Origin of the sequence: Rhizobium sp. Leaf384 (genome assembly GCF_001424065.1) — a bacterium.
In the GTDB taxonomy this organism is placed as follows: domain Bacteria; phylum Pseudomonadota; class Alphaproteobacteria; order Rhizobiales; family Rhizobiaceae; genus Ferranicluibacter.
On sequence record NZ_LMQE01000007.1, the window covers coordinates 250,498 to 267,270 of the forward strand.

Below are 16,773 nucleotides of genomic sequence, written 5' to 3' on the forward strand. Positions count from 1 at the left end.
GACATCACCGTCCCAGATAGTTTTCGATGACCTTCGGGTCGCTCGACACGAAGTCGATCGAACCCTCGGCGAGCACCGATCCCTCGGCAAGGCAGGTGACCTTCACCCCGAGGTCGCGGATGAAGCCCATGTCATGCTCGACGACAACGACCGAGCGGGTTTTGGCGATCTCCTTCAAAAGGATCGCGGTTTCCGCGGTCTCGGCGTCGGTCATGCCGGCGACGGGTTCGTCCACCAGCAGCAGCTTCGGCTCCTGCGCGAGCAGCATGCCGATTTCCAGCCATTGCTTCTGGCCGTGCGACAGGCTGCCGGCCAGATGGTCCTTGCGGGTGGTCATGCGCACGGTCTCCAGAATCTCCTCGATGCGCGCCTTGTCGCCCGGCGTCAGCGTGTAGAACAGGGTGGCGAACACGCCGCGTTTGCGGTTGAGCGCGAGCTCGATATTGTCCCAGACCGTCTGGCTCTCGAACACGGTCGGCTTCTGAAATTTTCGGCCGATGCCGAGCTGCGCGATATCGGCCTCGTCTTTCTTGGTCAGGTCGACCTTGCCGTCGAAATAGACGGTGCCGCTGTCCGGCCGCGTCTTGCCGGTGATGATGTCCATCATCGTCGTCTTGCCGGCACCGTTCGGGCCGATGATCGCCCGCAATTCGCCGGGCGCGACCACGAAGGAGAGTGCGTTCAGCGCCTTGAAGCCATCGAAGGAGACGGAGACGCCATCGAGGTAAAGGAGGCTGGTGGTGATCTTCTGGTCCATCGCACTCACTCCGCGGCCTGAGGTTGGGCATCGACCGGCTCGCGGGCCGGAACCGTCCGACCCTTTTCGGCCTCGGCAGCGGCCTTGTGGTCGCGACGAGAGGCAAAACCCTGCTGAAGGGTGCCGACGATCCCCTTGGGCAGGAACAGCGTGGTGGCCACGAAGAGCGCCCCGAGCGCAAACAGCCAGAATTCGGGAAAGGCGGCCGTGAAGATCGATTTTCCGAAGTTGACGAGCACCGCCCCGATGATCGGCCCGATCAGCGTTCCGCGTCCGCCGACCGCCGTCCAGATGACGACCTCGATCGAATTGGCGGGGGCAAATTCCCCCGGATTGATGATACCGACCTGCGGCACGTAAAGGGCGCCGGCAATGCCCGCGAGCATGGCAGAGAACGTGAAGATGAAGAGCTTCATGTTCTCGACGCGATAGCCGAGAAAGCGTGTCCGGCTTTCCGCATCCCGCACCCCGATCAGCACCTTGCCGTACTTGGACTGCACGATGGCCGAGGAGAGAAGCAGCGCGAGGGCGAGAACCACGCCGGTCAGGGCAAAGAGCGTCGCCCGGGTCTCCGGCGCCTGGATGTTGAAGCCGATGATGTCCTTGAAATCGGTCAGGCCGTTATTGCCGCCGAACCCCATTTCGTTGCGGAAGAAGGCAAGAAGCAGCGCATAGGTCATCGCCTGAGTGATGATCGAGAGATAGACGCCGGTGACGCGCGAGCGGAAGGCGAACCAGCCGAACACGAAGGCCAGCACACCCGGCACCAGAACGACCATAAGCGCCGCAAAGCCGAAATGGTCAAAGCCCGTCCAGTGCCAGGGCAGCGCCTTCCAGTTCAAAAACACCATGAAGTCGGGCAGAACAGGATTGGCGTAGACGCCTCGCGCGCCGATCTGGCGCATCAGATACATGCCCATCGCATAGCCGCCGAGGGCGAAGAAAGCGCCGTGGCCGAGCGAGAGGATGCCGCAATAGCCCCAGACGAGATCGAGCGCGAGGGCAAGCAGCGCGTAGCAGAGATATTTTCCGAACAGCGGCACGACATGGGACGGCACATGCAGGACATTGCCGGGATCGAGCAGGAGGTTGGAGGCGGGAACCGCGATGGCGATGACGAGGATCAGGGCGGCGAGTGCCAGCACCTTCTTCTCATGCGCATGGATGAGCCGGGTCGTGAACATTATTCGATCGACCTTCCCTTGAGCGCGAACAGGCCGCGCGGCCGCCGCTGGATGAAGAGGATGATAAGGACGAGAATGAGGATCTTGCCGAGCACCGCCCCGGCATAGGGCTCGAGGAACTTGTTGGCGATCCCGAGCGTCATGGCGCCGACGAAGGTGCCCCAGAGATTGCCGACCCCGCCGAAGACCACGACCATGAAGCTGTCGATGATGTAGTTCTGCCCGAGATTGGGCGAGACGTTGTCGATCTGGCTGAGCGCCACGCCCGCGATACCGGCGATGCCGGAACCGAGGCCGAAGGTCATGGCATCCACCATCGGCGTCCGGATGCCCATGGACGAGGCCATGCGCCGGTTCTGCGTCACCGCCCGCATCTGCAGGCCGAGCCGTGACCGCTTGAGCAGCGTCAGCAGGGCCAGGAAGACGGCGAGCGAGAACGCGATGATCCACATGCGGTTCCAGGTGATCGCGAGGCCACCGAGGTCGAAGGTGCCCGACATCCAGCTTGGATTGTCCACCTGCCGGTTGGTCGGCCCGAAGATGGAGCGGATGGTCTGCTGCAGGATCAGCGACAGACCCCAGGTGGCGAGCAGCGTCTCGAGCGGACGACCGTAGAGAAAGCGGATGATGCCGCGCTCGATGGCGACGCCCACCAGGCCCGTGAAGAGAAAGGCGATCGGCACGGCGAAGGCGAGCGAAAAGGTGGAAAGACCGGGCGCCAGCGACGCGACGGTCTGCTGCACGACATAGGTCGTATAGGCCCCGAGCATCACCATCTCGCCATGCGCCATGTTGATGACGCCCATGACGCCGAAGGTGATGGCAAGGCCGATGGCGGCGAGCAGGAGAACGGAGCCGAGCGACAGGCCGTACCAGACGTTCTGGACGACGTCCCAAACCGCAAGGCTGCTGGCGATGCCGTCGATGCGGCCCTGAATGACCGGCACGAGCTCGGGCGGCGCGGTGGCGAGCGCAGCCGTCAGGATGTTCAGCGCGCCACGGTCGCCGCGCGCCGCGACATTCTCGATCGCCGCCTTCTTGTCCTGTGCGCTCGCGTCCGTTTTCAGGATCAGCACGGCCCGGGCAGACTCCATTGCCGCCTTGACCTCGGCATCGGCTTCCTTTGCCAGCGCACCGTCGAGCAGCGCGAGATTTTCCGTGTCGCCGCTGGCGAGCAGCGCCTGGGCGGCGGACAGGCGGGCATTGCGATCAGGGCTGAGCAGGGTCAGCTGGCTCATGGCGTCGCCGATCGCCCCGCGCAGCATGTTGTTCAGCCGGATCTTCTGCAGGCTGCCGGCGGCCACGCCCTCGACAGGCGCACCGGTCACCGGATCGGACACGACGCCGCCCTCGACGAGATAGACCGCGCCGCCCGTCTTCGGCGCAAACAGGGCGCCGGCGCTCAGCTTGTCGAGGATCTCGGGCACCTTGGGATCGCCCGTCGCAGCCAACTGCTTGACCGCCTCCACCTTCTGCGGGAAGGCCGTCGCGCCGAGACCATCGACCAGCGGTTTCAGGCCATCCTGCGCCAGTGCGCCGGCCGCAGAGACAAGGCAGACGCCGAGCAGGAAAACCATGGTCCGAACCGTGCGCGATATCAGCTGCATGTGTGTTCAAAGCCCCTTCACGCGGCAGAGCGGTGGCAAGCCTCCCCCATCTGCCCAAGAATGTCGCAAGCGCTGCCCATGGGCTGCAGCCTGCAGGTCCGACGTCGGTGGAAAAGCCCTCCAACCGCCGTGTCCGGTCGTTTCGATGCAGGTTCCGTGCCATGCACGAATGCGGGAAGACGATCGACGTGTCTCCCCGAGAAAGATCCCCGCCCGGCGCAAAGCCGGACGGAAAGGGTGTTTGCGAAAAGGCGTGGTCGCCGTGCGATCAGGAGCCCTTGCCGCCGCACTTGCCCGTTGCAACGTTGAAGTTGCCGCAGGACATGGGCTTGCGCCAATCGGAGATCAGATCCTTGCTGTCCGGCAGGTAGTCCGACCACTCGTCGCCGACGACCTGGGGGGTCTGCTGGACGATTTCGAACTGGCCGTCGCCCTGGATTTCGCCGATCAGCACCGGCTTGGTGATGTGATGGTTCGGCATGACGGTGGCGTATCCGCCCGACAGATTGGGAACGGAGGTGCCGATGATCGTGTCGAGAACGGCATCCGTATCGGTCGTGCCCGCAGCCTCGACGGCCTTTACCCAGGCATTGAAGCCGATATAGGCCGCTTCCATCGGGTCGTTCGTCACGCGCTTGTCGTTCTTGGTATAGGCGTGCCACTCCTTGATGAACTCGGCATTGGCGGGCGCGTCGACGGACTGAAAGTAGTTCCAGGCGGCGAGATGGCCGACGAGCGGCTTGGTGTCGAGGCCGGCGAGTTCCTCTTCACCGACCGAAAAGGCGACGACGGGAATATCCGTGGCCTTGATGCCCTGGTTGCCGAGCTCCTTGTAGAAGGGAACGTTGGCGTCGCCATTGATGGTGGAGACGACGGCGGTCTTCTTGCCGGCCGAGCCGAATTCCTTGATCTTGGCGACTTCCGTCTGCCAGTCCGAGAAGCCGAACGGCGTGTAGTTGACGATGATGTCTTCCTTGGCCACGCCCTTGGAGAGCAAGTAGGCCTCGAGGATCTTGTTGGTCGTGCGCGGGTAGACGTAGTCGGTGCCTTCGAGCACGAAGCGCTCGACGCCTTCGTTGGCCATCAGGTAGTCGACGGCCGGGATAGCCTGCTGGTTCGGCGCGGCACCGGTGTAGAAGATGTTGCGCGAGGACTCTTCGCCTTCGTACTGGACAGGGTAGAAGAGGATCGAGTTCAGCTCTTCGAACACGGGCAGAACCGACTTGCGCGACGAGGACGTCCAGCAGCCGAACACGGCGGCGACCTTGTCGACGGAGATCAGCTCACGGGCCTTTTCGGCAAACAGCGGCCAGTCGGATGCCGGATCGACGACAACGGCTTCGAGCTTCTTGCCGAGCACGCCGCCCTTCTTGTTCTGCTCGTCGATGAGCATCAGCATGGCGTCTTTCAGCGTCGTCTCGGAAATGGCCATCGTGCCGGACAGCGAGTGCAGGACGCCGACCTTGATCGTGTCGTCAGCCGCGTTGACGGCGGAGAACGCCGTGGTTGCCAGGGCGCCTGCCAGAAATGCGCTTAAGGTATGGGATTTGAATGACATCGGAGAACCCCTCTCGTTCTTTGGCGCCGTTTCCTAAGGGAGTGTTAACGGGTCGCAACGGGACTATCCGACACGCCTTGTGCAATGCACATACGTCAATTGACGTAGGCGGGAACGGCCGAGAACGCGTGTGTTTCCGCGCGAAACATGCCGTCCGTCTGGACAGGCGCCCGCCTTGTCTTCAAGATCGTTTCATCCGCGCGAACCCGCGTCGTCGCGTCCCGACAAGGATGATGCATCGCACCATGACCAACCCAAAATGACAGCCCGGCAGCGTATCATCCCGGTCCGGCGCGAGTACAATCGCTGGGTCGCAGACCAGACCCTGGAAGACTATGCTCTGCGCTTCACCGCCAAGAGCGCGCGCAGGTTTTCGGCGAGCCGCATTTCGCAGACGGCCATCGGCGCGATCTCGTTTCTCGCGCTGGAGGCAATCGGCGGCACGATCACCCTCTCCTACGGGACGACCAACGCCTTTTTCGCCATTCTCGCGGCCGCAATCGCGATGCTCCTCATCGGCATGCCGATCAGCCGCTACGCCATCCGCCACGGGGTCGATATCGACCTGCTCACGCGCGGGGCGAGCTTCGGTTACATCGGCTCCACCATCACCTCGCTGATCTATGCCAGCTTCACCTTCATGCTGTTTGCCATCGAGGCATCCATCATGACGGGCGCGTTGAACCTCGCCTTCGGCATTCCGCTGTGGATCGGCTATATCATCAGCGCCGTCGTGGTCATCCCGCTCGTCATCTACGGGGTTCAGCTGATCTCCCGTTTCCAGCTGGTCACGCAGCCCTTCTGGATCGTCCTCAACATCCTGCCCTTCGTCTTCATCGCCTTTTCGGACTGGGAGAAATTCGACCTCTGGCGCGCCTTTGCCGGCATCGCCCATTCGAATGCGCAGGTGGGCGGTGCCGCTCCGTTCGATCTCGTCGAATTCGGCGCCGCCTCCGCCGTCATCCTCGCGCTCATGCCCCAGATCGGCGAGCAGGTGGATTTTCTGCGCTTTCTCCCGCCGGAAGGCATGAAGAAGTGGCGGCATCGCCTTGCCGTCTTTCTCGCCGGCCCCGGATGGGTGGTGGTGGGTGTGCCGAAGCTTCTCGCCGGATCGTTCCTGGCCGTGCTGACGCTTTCGACCGGCGTGCCCGCCGGACAGGCGGCAGACCCCTCGCACATGTACCTCACGGCCTTCGGCTATATGATCCCCAACGACACGGCGGCCCTCGTCCTCATGGCCGCGTTCGTCGTGGTCTCCCAGCTCAAGATCAACGTGATGAACGCCTATGCCGGCTCGCTTGCCTGGTCGAACTTCTTTTCCCGCCTGACGCACAGCCATCCCGGACGTGTCGTCTGGCTGGTGTTCAATGTCGCCATTGCCCTCCTTCTCATGGAGTTCGGCATCTACAAGCTGCTCGAGGCCACGCTCGGCGTCTTCTCCATCATCGCCATGTCCTGGCTCTCGACCCTGTCGGCCGATCTCTTCATCAACAAGCCGCTCGGCCTTTCGCCGCCGGGCATCGAGTTCAAGCGGGCGCATCTCTACGACATCAATCCGGTCGGCCTCGGCGCCATGTTCGTTGCTGCCGGCGTGGCGCTTGCCGCGCATTTCGGCCTCTTCGGCACGGTCATGGCATCGCTCTCGACCTATGTCACCCTCATCGCCTTCCTCGTGTCCCCCGCCCTCGCCTATGCGACGCGCGGGCGATACTACCTCGCCCGCAAGCCGCGCGCCCACTGGAAGAGCCTGAGCACCATCACCTGCTCCATCTGCCAGCATCCGTTCGAGCCGGAAGACATGGCGTATTGCCCGGCCTATGCCGCACCGATCTGCTCGCTGTGCTGCTCGCTCGACAGCCGCTGCCACGATGTCTGCAAGCCGCATGCGCGCGTGAACGCGCAAGCGGCGGTCGTCGCGCGCAGGCTTCTGCCCGAACACGTCGTCACTGCGCTTTCGAGCCGTCTCGGCCGCTATGCCACGGCGGTCGTCATCGCCGTTTCCGCCATTGGCGCGATCCTTGCGATGATCGCCTACCAGACGGGCTCTGCCTCGCCGATCGCCGCCGAGGTCATCAACCGCACCGTCGGCATCGTGTTCTTCGTGTTCACCGTCGTCACCGGCGTCGTCTGCTGGTTCTATGTGCTCGCGCACGACAGCCGTCTGGTCGCGGAGGAGGAATCCTCGCGCCAGAACACGCTGCTGCTCAAGGAAATCGCCGCCCACAAGAAGACCGACGCGGCCCTGCAATACGCCAAGGAGACGGCCGAGGCCGCAAACCGCGCCAAGAGCCGGTATGTCGTCGGTCTCAGCCACGAGCTGCGCACCCCGCTCAACGCCGTCATGGGCTATGCCCAGATCCTCGAGCGCGACGAGACGATCCCGGCCCCCCGTCAGGCTGCCATCCGCGTCATCAAGCGCAGCGCCGACCACCTCTCCGGACTGATCGACGGCTTGCTCGACATTTCCCGCATCGAGGCCGGCCGTCTGCAGGTGTTCTCCAACGAGATCAACATTCAGGATTTCCTCGATCAGATCGTCGACATGTTCCGTCCGCAGGCCCAGGCCAAGGGGCTTGCCTTCGAACATGTGCGATCGCCCGGACTGCCGACGCATGTGCGCACCGACGAGAAGCGTCTGCGACAGATCCTCGTCAACCTGCTCTCGAACGCCATCAAGTTCACCGATCGTGGCGTCATAGGGTTCGAGGTCGCCTATCGAAGCCAGGTGGCGACCTTCACCGTGACCGATACGGGCCGGGGCATTTCGGAGGCCGACCGGCCGCGCATCTTCGAGCCGTTCCAGCGCGGCGAAGCCGAGACGATCCGCCCGATGCCGGGCCTCGGGCTCGGGCTGACCATCACCCGCCTCCTGACCGAGACGCTGGGCGGCGAGATCCTGGTGACGAGCGAGCGCGACAAGGGATCGACGTTTCGCGTTCGGCTGATGCTCTCGGCCATCGCCCACCCGGCTCCCGTTCCTCCTCCGTCGCGCGCGGTCACCGGCTATGCCGGGCCGCGTCGCACGATCGTCGTGGTGGACGACAACGAGGACCATCGCGAATTGATGCGCGAGGTGCTGATCCCGCTCGACTTCGTGGTCCTGACCGCGATCGGCGGCGCCGAATGCCTGACGCTGATCGAGGGAATCAAGCCCGACCTGTTCCTTGTGGATATCTCCATGCCCGGCATGAGCGGGTGGCAGCTTGTCTCGCGCCTGCGCGCACATGGACAGGCGGCCCCCATCATCATGCTGTCTGCCAATATCGGCGACGGCAGCCTGGCCAGCCAGCATACCGGGCACAATGACACGCTTGCCAAACCGTTCGACATCCGGCAGCTGAAGGACAAGATCGCCATTCATCTCGGGCTGACATGGACGCATGACGACCCAGCGGCGCAGGCGGACACACCCGTGCCGCATACGGTCGTCGCGCCGGACGCATCCGACATCGAAGAGCTGATCCGGCTCGGTGAGATCGGCTATATCCGGGGGATCGAGGCCAAACTCGCGGAGCTCGCGCGTGACCCTGCCCATCAGGCCTTCGCAGAGGCGGCACGTGCCTATGTCCAGGCTTTCGACATGGCCGGCTATGCCACCTTTCTCGAAACCGCGGCGGTGCGCACCGATCCGTCGCCGCAAGGAGAGCGCCGGTGAGTGAGACGCCCCACCCCCGCGATATCGTCCTGATCGTGGACGACAGCCCGGAGACCCTCGGCTTCCTGACCGACGCGCTGGAGCAGTCCGGCTTTTCCGTGCTGATCGCCACGTCCGGGCCGGCGGCGCTGAAGGTCGTCGACAAGATCACGCCGGATATCGTGCTCATGGATGCCATCATGCCGGATATGGACGGCTTCGATACCTGCCGGCGGCTGAAGGCGCTGGCCGACATCGCGCCGGTGCCGGTGATCTTCATGACCGGGCTGACGGAAACGGAGCATATCGTCCATGCGCTCGAATCCGGCGGGGTGGACTACCTGTCCAAGCCGATCAACATCGATGAGCTGCGCGCGCGCATCCGAGTCCATCTCGGCAATGCCCGCTCGGCGCAAAGCGCCCGCGTCGCACTGGATGCGGCCGGCCGCCACCTCTTGGCCGTGCGTGGCGACGGCGCGCTGCACTGGTCGACACCCCAGGCGACGCGGCTGGTTGCCACGGCCATTGGCTCGGAGGATGGCCTGGCCTCGGTCTCGGACCGCATCGCCCACTTCCTGCGCGACCGGACCGGCGCCAAGGACGCCCCGCTGGTCGTCGAAAACGCCGGGGTGCCGGTCCTGCACCTCGCGTTCCTCGGCGTGATCGGCAGCGACGAATATCTGTTTCGTCTAACCGCCGCCAGCCAGACCACGGACGAGGAAGCGCTGCGCCGTCACTTCTCCCTGACGGTGCGGGAAGCGGAGGTGCTCGTCTGGATCGCCAAAGGCAAGTCCAATCGGGATATTGCCGAAATCCTCGGCCTGTCCGCGCGCACCGTCAACAAGCATCTCGAGCAGATCTATGTGAAACTCGGCGTCGAGAACCGCGCATCGGCTGCGGTGAAGGCGACGAATGCCCTGAGCCGGACGTGACCTGCCGGACGTGACCCGCCGGACGTGACCCGCCGGCCTGATCTGCCAGACTGATCTACCAGACGGGGGCCCTGCACATAGGAAAAAAGCCCGGCTTGCGCCGGGCTTTTCTCGTTTTTGGAGAATACGGCCGAAGCCATGAACCGTGATTACTGCGGGAAGTAGCTGTACTTGCCGTCCGGGCCCTTCTTCCACTCGTACATGATGTAGCCGGGAAGCTTCGGGTCGCCCTTTTCGTCGAAGGACATGTCGCCGAGAACGGTCTTGAACGGACCCTTTTCCTTCATCGCGGTCGCGACGGTTTCCGCGTCGGTGGAGTTTGCGGCCTTGGCAGCAGCTGCAATGGTCTGCAGGGCGGCGTAGGAGTAGAGCGTGTAGGCTTCCGGGTTGAAGCCGGCGGCCTTGAACTTCTCGACCAGTTCCTTGTTCTCCGGGCGGAGCGTCGGATCGGGGCCGAAGGTGTTGAGCGTACCGGCGACCGCGTCGCCTGCGATCGAGGCCAGTTCGTTGGAGACGATACCGTCACCGGACACGAGCGTTGCCTTGAGGCCCTGGTCAGCCGACTGGCGGATGATCAGGCCGGCTTCCGTGTGGAGACCGCCCCAGTAGATGATCGAGACGCCGGCTTCCTTCATCTTGGCGATGAGAGCCGAGAAGTCCTTGTCGCCGGTGTTGACGCCTTCGTACATGACTTCCGTCATGCCGGCAGCGTTCATCGCCTTCTTGGTTTCGTCGGCAAGGCCCTGGCCGTAAGGCGTCTTGTCATGGATGACGGCGACCTTGGCGTCCTTGAACTTTTCGACGAGGTAGGCGCCGGCGACGCCGCCCTGCTGGTCGTCACGGCCGCAGGTGCGGAACGTGTTCCAGAGGCCGCGCTCGGTGAAGACCGGGTTGGTGGCAGCCGGGGTGATCTCGAGGATGCCGTTTTCGGCGTAGACTTCAGAAGCCGGAATGGAAACGCCCGAGTTGAAGTGACCGATGACATACTTCACGCCGTCGGCGACGAACTTGTTGGCAACGGAGATGCCCTGCTTCGGGTCGGAAACGTCGTCGCCGAGAACGATCTTGATCTGCTCGCCGTTGATGCCGCCGGCTGCGTTGATGTCAGCGGCTGCCTGCTCGGCACCCTTCTGGAGCTGCGCGCCGAATGCGGCGTTCGGGCCGGTCAGCGGACCGGCAACAGCGATCGTGATGTCCGCCCAGGCCTGGCCGCTGAACGCGACCATCGCCGTCAGCGCAACAGCCGACAAAAGTGACTTCTTCATCCTGTAACTCCCAATTTTCAAGCGGGTCTGTTGCCATAGCCAACGCAGTTCCCACTCTGACTGCGCCGGTGTTCGTTGCGGCCGAGGCGATGCGCCCGCGGCTGTTCCCTTTTTATTTGTTCTTCCACGAGAAGGGCGACGCCTTTTCGTAAAGCCAGTAGTAGCTGTTGACCATCTGGCGCGTCCGATAGAAACGGAAGCCAGCGGTAGAAAACAGCAAAAGAATGATCGTGTCCACAAGGTAGTAGTGGAGGCTGAACATGGTGCCGTTGAACAGTGCGTGATGCACGAAACGGATGCCGACGCCGAGCAGCGCCGTGTAGATCAGGACGGTCGCATAGGTCTGCCAGCCGTCCGCGACGCTCTTTCCCGTGCGCCAGGCCGCCCAGCCGCCGAGCACGCATGTGATCAGCATGAACTGAAGGATCGAAGGCTCTTCGTGAAGAATGCCCTGCATGTCAGAAACTCCCGGTGGAAGGGATGAAGGAACCGGCGCTCAATGGTGCCCGCCTTCGAGATAGGCGGCGCGCACTTCAGGATTGGCCAGCAGCTCGCGGCCACCGCCGCTCATCGTCACCTGTCCGTTGACCATGACATAGCCGCGATGCGACAGCTTGAGGGCGGCGAAGGCGTTCTGCTCGACGAGGAACACCGTCAGGCCTTCCGTCTCGTTCAGCTTCTTGATCGCCTCGAAGATGCCCTTGACGATCAGCGGCGCCAGCCCGAGCGACGGTTCGTCGAGAAGAAGAAGCTTCGGACGCGCCATCAATGCGCGGCCGATGGACAGCATCTGCTGTTCGCCGCCCGACAGCGTGCCGCCGCGCTGCGACTGCCGCTCCTTCAGACGCGGGAACAGCGTGAAGATCTTCTCGATGTCCTCGTTGAAATATTTCAGATTGTCGAGGCTCGCGCCCATCTGCAGGTTTTCATAGACCGTCATGCGCGGGAAGATGCGCCGCCCTTCGGGCGACTGCGCGATCCGCAACCGTGCGATCTCGTGTGTCGGCATGCGGGTGATGTCCTGACCGTCGAAGATCACCGATCCCGTGCGCGCCTGGGGGCTGCCGCAGATCGTCATCATCAGCGTGGACTTGCCGGCGCCGTTCGCGCCGATCATGCAGACGATCTCGCCCGGCTCCACGACGACATCGACACCGCCCAGCGCCCGGATGTTTCCGTAATAGGTCTCGACGCCCTTGACGTGAAGAAGCGGGCTCATGGGCGCTCTCCCGTGCTGCCGGTCTCGTGACCGACCGTTGCCGCAACCTCTTCCACTTCCGCAATCACCTCGTCGACCTCATCATCCTCGACACCGAGATAGGCCGCGATGACCTTCGGGTCGTTCTGTACGAATTGCGGATTGCCGTCCGAGATCTTCTGCCCGTATTCCAGCACCACGACGTGGTCCGAGATCTCCATGACCACCGACATGTCATGCTCGATCAGAAGGATCGAGGTGCCTGTGTCGGTGCGGATATCGCGCAGCAGCGTGTTGAGCGCCAGCGATTCCCGTGGGTTGAGGCCCGCCGCGGGTTCGTCGAGGCAGAGAAGCTCCGGTCCGGTGCACATCGCCCGGGCGATTTCCAGCCGGCGCTGCGCGCCATAGGGAAGATCGCCGGCCGGGTCGTCGGCGCGGTCGGTCAGCGACGCCTTGTCGAGCCAGTATTTGGCAAGCTCGATGCTGGCGAGAGACGCCTTCTTGTAGGCGGGAAACCCGAAGAGACCGAGAACCGTGTAGCCCGAGGCGCGCATCAGCGCGTTGTGCTGGGCAACGAGCAGGTTTTCGAGCACCGTCAGGCCCGAGAACAGGCGGATGTTCTGAAACGTCCGCGCGACCTTTGCCCGCTTGGTGATCTCGAAATCCGGCAGGCGCTCCAGCAGGAACTCCTTGCCGCTCTTCTGGCGCATCGTGATCATGCCCATGGTCGGCTTGTAGAAGCCGGTGATGCAGTTGAACACGGTCGTCTTGCCGGCCCCGTTCGGGCCGATGAGGGCGGTGATCTCGCCGCGGGTGGCTTCGAACGAGAAGTCGTTGATGGCCATCAGGCCGCCGAAGCGCATGGAGAGATGTTCGACCTTCAGGATTGGATCCTTAGACATTGTCGTCGCCGTTCCCGTAACCATCAGCCGTGCCCTTCCTTGGTAAAGCTTCCCGACACGTTCTTTCTGGTGTGGAGGAAGGCCGACGGCGCACGCGAACCGACGAAGCCCCGCGGCTTGAACAACATCACGACCACCATGGCGAGACCGAAGATCAGCATGCGGTAGAGTTCCGGCGTGAATTCGGGGCCGAAGACGACCTTGAGGAAGCTCATCTCGCGCAGCAGTTCCGTACCCCCGACCATGACGACCGCCGCAATGGCGATGCCGGTCAGCGACCCCATACCGCCGAGAACGACGATGGCGAGGATGACGGCGGACTCGATGAACACGAAGCTTTCTGGCGACACGAAGCCCTGACGTGCCGCGAAGAACGAGCCTGCAAACCCGCCGAACATCGCGCCGGTTGCAAACGCCGTCAGCTTGGTGGTGACCGTGTTTATGCCGAGCGAGCGGCAGGCGATCTCGTCTTCCCGCAGCGCTTCCCAGGCGCGGCCGATCGGCATGCGCCGCAGGCGGATCGTGACATAGGCCGTCAGCATGCAGAGCAGCAGGATCACGTAGAACAGGAAGATCTTGTAATATGCAGACGACATCGGCAGACCGAATGCCTTGGCGAAGTTCGACGGCGAGCCGACGTCGAACGACCAGATGCCAAAGACCGATGCCTTGGCGATACCCGAGATCCCAAAGGTCCCCTTGGTCACTTCCGTCCAGTTGATCAGCACCAGGCGGATGATTTCACCGAAGGCGAGCGTCACGATGGCGAGATAGTCGCCGCGCAGACGCAGAACCGGGAAACCGAGGACGATGCCCCAGAGAGCCGCAAAGATGCCGGCGAGCGGCAGCAGGACCCAGAAGGACAGCCCGAAATGGGTGGACAGGAGCGCGTAGGAATAGGCGCCCACGGCGTAGAACGCGACATAGCCGAGGTCGAGAAGTCCCGCGAGACCGACCACGATGTTGAGCCCCCAGGCCAGCATGACGTAGATCAGGATCTGGATGCCGAAATTGTCGACCAGGAGCAGCGAGCCCTGAACGCCGCGCAACATCACGGAAACCGGCGGGTAGATCAGCAGGGCGACGAGCGCGATCTTGAGGAAATGGCGATGGAAGAAGCCCTTGTCCTCGGAAACGTCGAGAACGCCGCTCTTGGCCTTTTCCAGTTTGCGCTTGTCCAGCGCCGGCCGGATGAAGGCGACGTTGACGAAGCGACCGACGGCGGCGACCAGCACGAACACCGCCAGCAGGCCCCAGCGCATGCGCCAGACGAGCTCGTTGTTGATGTTCTGGTAGGTCTCCACGCCGACAAAGAGGCAGAAGAGCCCGAGAGAGACGAGGCCGGCGTAGAAGGCTTCCTTGAAGGCGCGCGCCATCACGCTCTGCTCGGCATGCGGCTCGGACGCGGGCTTCGGGGATACGGGAGAGGAAATGTTCGCCATGGACTTATACCTTCTCCACTTCGGGCCGGCCGAGAATGCCGGTCGGCTTGAAAATCAGAACGACCGCGAGGATGACGAAGGTTGCGACGTCCTTGTAGGCGATGGAGAAGTAGGCCGACCACAGGCTTTCGATGAGGCCGATGAGGATACCGCCGAGGACGGCGCCCGGCAGAGAGCCGATACCGCCGAGGACGGCCGCCGTGAAGGCCTTGACGCCCGGAATGAAGCCATCGGTGAAGACCGAAACACCGTAATACATCAGATACATCGTACCCGCGACGGCAGCGAGAGCGGCCCCCATGATGAAGGTGATGGAAATCGTGCGGTCGACGTCGATCCCGAGCAGCGCCGCCATCTTGCGGTCCTGTTCGGTGGCGCGCTGGGCGCGGCCGAGCGGCGTCTTGTTGACGATATACCAGAAGATGGTGAGCAGGATGGCGGTGACGACGATGATCACGATCTGCTTCAGCGAGATCGAAATGCCGAGCACCTCAAAATTGGAGTTGACCAGCGGCGGGATCGGCTTGTTGCGCGGCCCCTGCACCACCTGGATGAAGTTGGACAGCGCGATCGACATGCCGATCGCGGTGATCAGCGGCGCAAGCCGGAACGACCCGCGCAACGGCCGGTAGGCGATCCGCTCGATCGTCCAGTTCCAGAGGCCTGCCAGGAGCATGGCCACGATCATCATCACGAGCAGGGCAAGGACGACGGGGATGCCGGCAAAGAGCGTCGTGAGGATCAGGAAGACGATGAGGGCGGCAAAGCTGCCCAGCATGAAGATATCGCCATGGGCGAAGTTAATCATGCCGATAATGCCGTAGACCATCGTGTAGCCGATGGCGATCATGCCGTAGATAGATCCGAGAGTCAGCCCGTTGACGAGCTGCTGGATGAAGTACACCATCTATTTTCCCCTGGACCAGATCCCTTGTCGGGTCCGGCCTCGTGTTCTGCAGTCCGTTGAGGACCCGACGTTTGCGGGGATTCCATACTGTTTTCGTTCGAAAAGAAAAGCACAAAAAGAAGGCACCCAACAGATTCTTTTCCAACAGGAAAAAATCTGGCGGTTTCGTCGGCAATCAGCTGAGTTGAATGCAGTAAACGCTTACATTTTAAGCAAATCAGGGCTTTGCGCTGGCGCCCATGCCCTGCAACGCACGGCAACCATCCGTCTGTAATCTCTTGCGAAACGCGTCCGGCACACCGCGTGGCCCCGGCCTGCCCCACTCCGGGGTCCGGGTCCCGGCACCACGGAATGTAACGATCGTTTACAGGGATTTGCCTGACGAATGAGGCAAATCCCTGTATGGTTGTGGAGAAAGGCGGTGGGCGCGGACATCCCGGCCATCGTAGACGGGAAAGGAGCGCGGCAGGCGCGATGTTGGACGTGTTGGAGAAGGCAGCGGTCGAAGCCGGGCGGGCGGTCATCGACGTCTACAATATCGGCGCGGAGGTTCGCTACAAGGAGGACGCCTCCCCCGTCACCGATGCCGACGAAAGTGCGGAGCGCATCATCCTGCGACATCTCAAGGGAGCATTCCCCGACATTCCCGTGGTTGCCGAGGAAGCCGCATCGGCAGGTCTCGTTCCCGATATCGACGGGCGCGCCTTCTTCCTCGTCGATCCGCTGGACGGCACCAAGGAATTCGTCGGACGCAATCACGATTTCACGGTCAACATCGCCTTGATCGAGGCGGGGGCGCCGACGTTCGGCGTCGTCTACGCGCCGGCCCTCGGCATTCTCTATGCGGCAGAGCGCAACAGGGCCCGCAAGTCCGTCGTCTCCGGGCAGACGGAGATCGGCACGCCCACCATCATCGGCTGCCGCCAGCGCGGCGACAGGATCGTGGCGCTGGCCAGCCGCTCGCACAACAGCGCAGAAACCATTGCCTATCTCGCGGAACATGGCGTCACCGATTACGAGTCGGTCGGCTCCTCCTTGAAGTTCTGCCTGCTCGCCGAAGGGCTGGCCGACATCTATCCCCGCCTCAGCCGCACGATGGAGTGGGACACGGCGGCAGGAGATGCCGTCTTGCGCGCGGCGGGTGGGGAAACCCTGACCATGGACGGCAACCCTCTCTTCTATGGCAAGCGCAACCAGCGATCCGACGTGGATTTCGCAAATCCCTATTTCGTTTCCCGCGGCCGCGGCTGACACGCGTCGGCATGGGGTGGTGCCAGAGCGGCGGGGCTGCATCGCAAACGACGGGCAGGCCGGGGAGAAGAAACGGAAAAAACCCTTGCAAACCAACGCCAGGACCTTGCGATCCTCCCCGCGGGCAGACTGCCGC

At 63.1% G+C, this 16,773-nt stretch carries 14 protein-coding genes; 4 read left to right on the forward strand and 10 right to left on the reverse strand.

All coding sequences use genetic code 11. The features are described from left to right. Positions 1 to 4: 4 nt before the first annotated feature. From urtD to urtA, 4 genes are all read right to left on the reverse strand, one after another. Positions 5 to 757: an urea ABC transporter ATP-binding protein UrtD gene (gene urtD, locus ASG25_RS16950; protein ID WP_062476539.1), complete on the reverse strand. Its 753-nt coding sequence runs from the start codon at positions 755 to 757 to the stop codon at positions 5 to 7. A 5-nt stretch (positions 758 to 762) separates the two neighbouring features. Beyond that, the gene (gene urtC, locus ASG25_RS16955) at positions 763 to 1,941 is read right to left on the reverse strand and encodes an urea ABC transporter permease subunit UrtC (RefSeq protein ID WP_062476542.1); all 1,179 of its coding nucleotides are present in this window, start codon (positions 1,939 to 1,941) and stop codon (positions 763 to 765) included. Further along, positions 1,941 to 3,539, reverse strand: coding sequence for an urea ABC transporter permease subunit UrtB (urtB, locus tag ASG25_RS16960; RefSeq protein ID WP_062477124.1), 1,599 nt, complete (start codon positions 3,537 to 3,539; stop codon positions 1,941 to 1,943). The genes urtC and urtB overlap by 1 nt, the downstream gene beginning before the upstream one ends. 277 nt (positions 3,540 to 3,816) lie before the next feature. After that, positions 3,817 to 5,106, reverse strand: a complete 1,290-nt coding sequence (gene urtA, locus ASG25_RS16965; RefSeq protein ID WP_062476545.1) for an urea ABC transporter substrate-binding protein — start codon at positions 5,104 to 5,106, stop codon at positions 3,817 to 3,819. A 259-nt stretch (positions 5,107 to 5,365) separates the two neighbouring features. On the opposite strand from urtA, the gene ASG25_RS16970 reads away from it, so the two are divergent. Next, positions 5,366 to 8,761: an ATP-binding protein gene (locus tag ASG25_RS16970; protein ID WP_062476548.1), complete on the forward strand. Its 3,396-nt coding sequence runs from the start codon at positions 5,366 to 5,368 to the stop codon at positions 8,759 to 8,761. Beyond that, positions 8,758 to 9,672, forward strand: a complete 915-nt coding sequence (locus ASG25_RS16975; RefSeq protein ID WP_062476551.1) for a DNA-binding response regulator — start codon at positions 8,758 to 8,760, stop codon at positions 9,670 to 9,672. Before ASG25_RS16970 ends, ASG25_RS16975 begins: the two co-directional genes overlap by 4 nt. A gap of 149 nt (positions 9,673 to 9,821) precedes the next feature. Here ASG25_RS16975 and ASG25_RS16980 read toward each other — a convergent pair whose 3' ends face one another. From ASG25_RS16980 to ASG25_RS17005, 6 genes are all read right to left on the reverse strand, one after another. After that, positions 9,822 to 10,937 (reverse strand): branched-chain amino acid ABC transporter substrate-binding protein, encoded by a 1,116-nt coding sequence (locus ASG25_RS16980; protein WP_062476553.1) that lies wholly within the window; start codon positions 10,935 to 10,937, stop codon positions 9,822 to 9,824. A 112-nt stretch (positions 10,938 to 11,049) separates the two neighbouring features. Further along, the gene (locus ASG25_RS16985) at positions 11,050 to 11,394 is read right to left on the reverse strand and encodes a DUF6867 family protein (RefSeq protein ID WP_062476556.1); all 345 of its coding nucleotides are present in this window, start codon (positions 11,392 to 11,394) and stop codon (positions 11,050 to 11,052) included. Positions 11,395 to 11,433: 39 nt separating this feature from the next. Then, positions 11,434 to 12,156, reverse strand: a complete 723-nt coding sequence (locus tag ASG25_RS16990; RefSeq protein WP_062476560.1) for an ABC transporter ATP-binding protein — start codon at positions 12,154 to 12,156, stop codon at positions 11,434 to 11,436. Then, entirely contained in the window at positions 12,153 to 13,061 is a 909-nt protein-coding gene (locus ASG25_RS16995; protein WP_062476563.1) for an ABC transporter ATP-binding protein, read from the reverse strand. Before ASG25_RS16995 ends, ASG25_RS16990 begins: the two co-directional genes overlap by 4 nt. Then, the gene (gene livM / locus ASG25_RS17000; RefSeq protein ID WP_244475322.1) at positions 13,061 to 14,413 is read right to left on the reverse strand and encodes a high-affinity branched-chain amino acid ABC transporter permease LivM; all 1,353 of its coding nucleotides are present in this window, start codon (positions 14,411 to 14,413) and stop codon (positions 13,061 to 13,063) included. The genes ASG25_RS16995 and livM overlap by 1 nt, the downstream gene beginning before the upstream one ends. A gap of 70 nt (positions 14,414 to 14,483) precedes the next feature. Further along, positions 14,484 to 15,386, reverse strand: coding sequence for a branched-chain amino acid ABC transporter permease (locus ASG25_RS17005; protein ID WP_062476569.1), 903 nt, complete (start codon positions 15,384 to 15,386; stop codon positions 14,484 to 14,486). Between ASG25_RS17005 and ASG25_RS22840 the strand changes: the two genes are divergently transcribed. Together ASG25_RS22840 and cysQ are read left to right on the forward strand one after the other, a co-directional pair. Beyond that, positions 15,373 to 15,660 (forward strand): hypothetical protein, encoded by a 288-nt coding sequence (locus ASG25_RS22840; RefSeq protein WP_156379793.1) that lies wholly within the window; start codon positions 15,373 to 15,375, stop codon positions 15,658 to 15,660. The two genes, ASG25_RS17005 and ASG25_RS22840, sit on opposite strands and share 14 nt — an antisense overlap. 200 nt (positions 15,661 to 15,860) lie before the next feature. Continuing rightward, positions 15,861 to 16,637 carry a 3'(2'),5'-bisphosphate nucleotidase CysQ gene (cysQ, locus tag ASG25_RS17010; RefSeq protein ID WP_062476572.1) on the forward strand — a complete coding sequence of 259 codons (777 nt, stop codon included), beginning with the start codon at positions 15,861 to 15,863 and terminating at the stop codon, positions 16,635 to 16,637. The last annotated feature ends 136 nt before the right edge of the window (positions 16,638 to 16,773 follow it).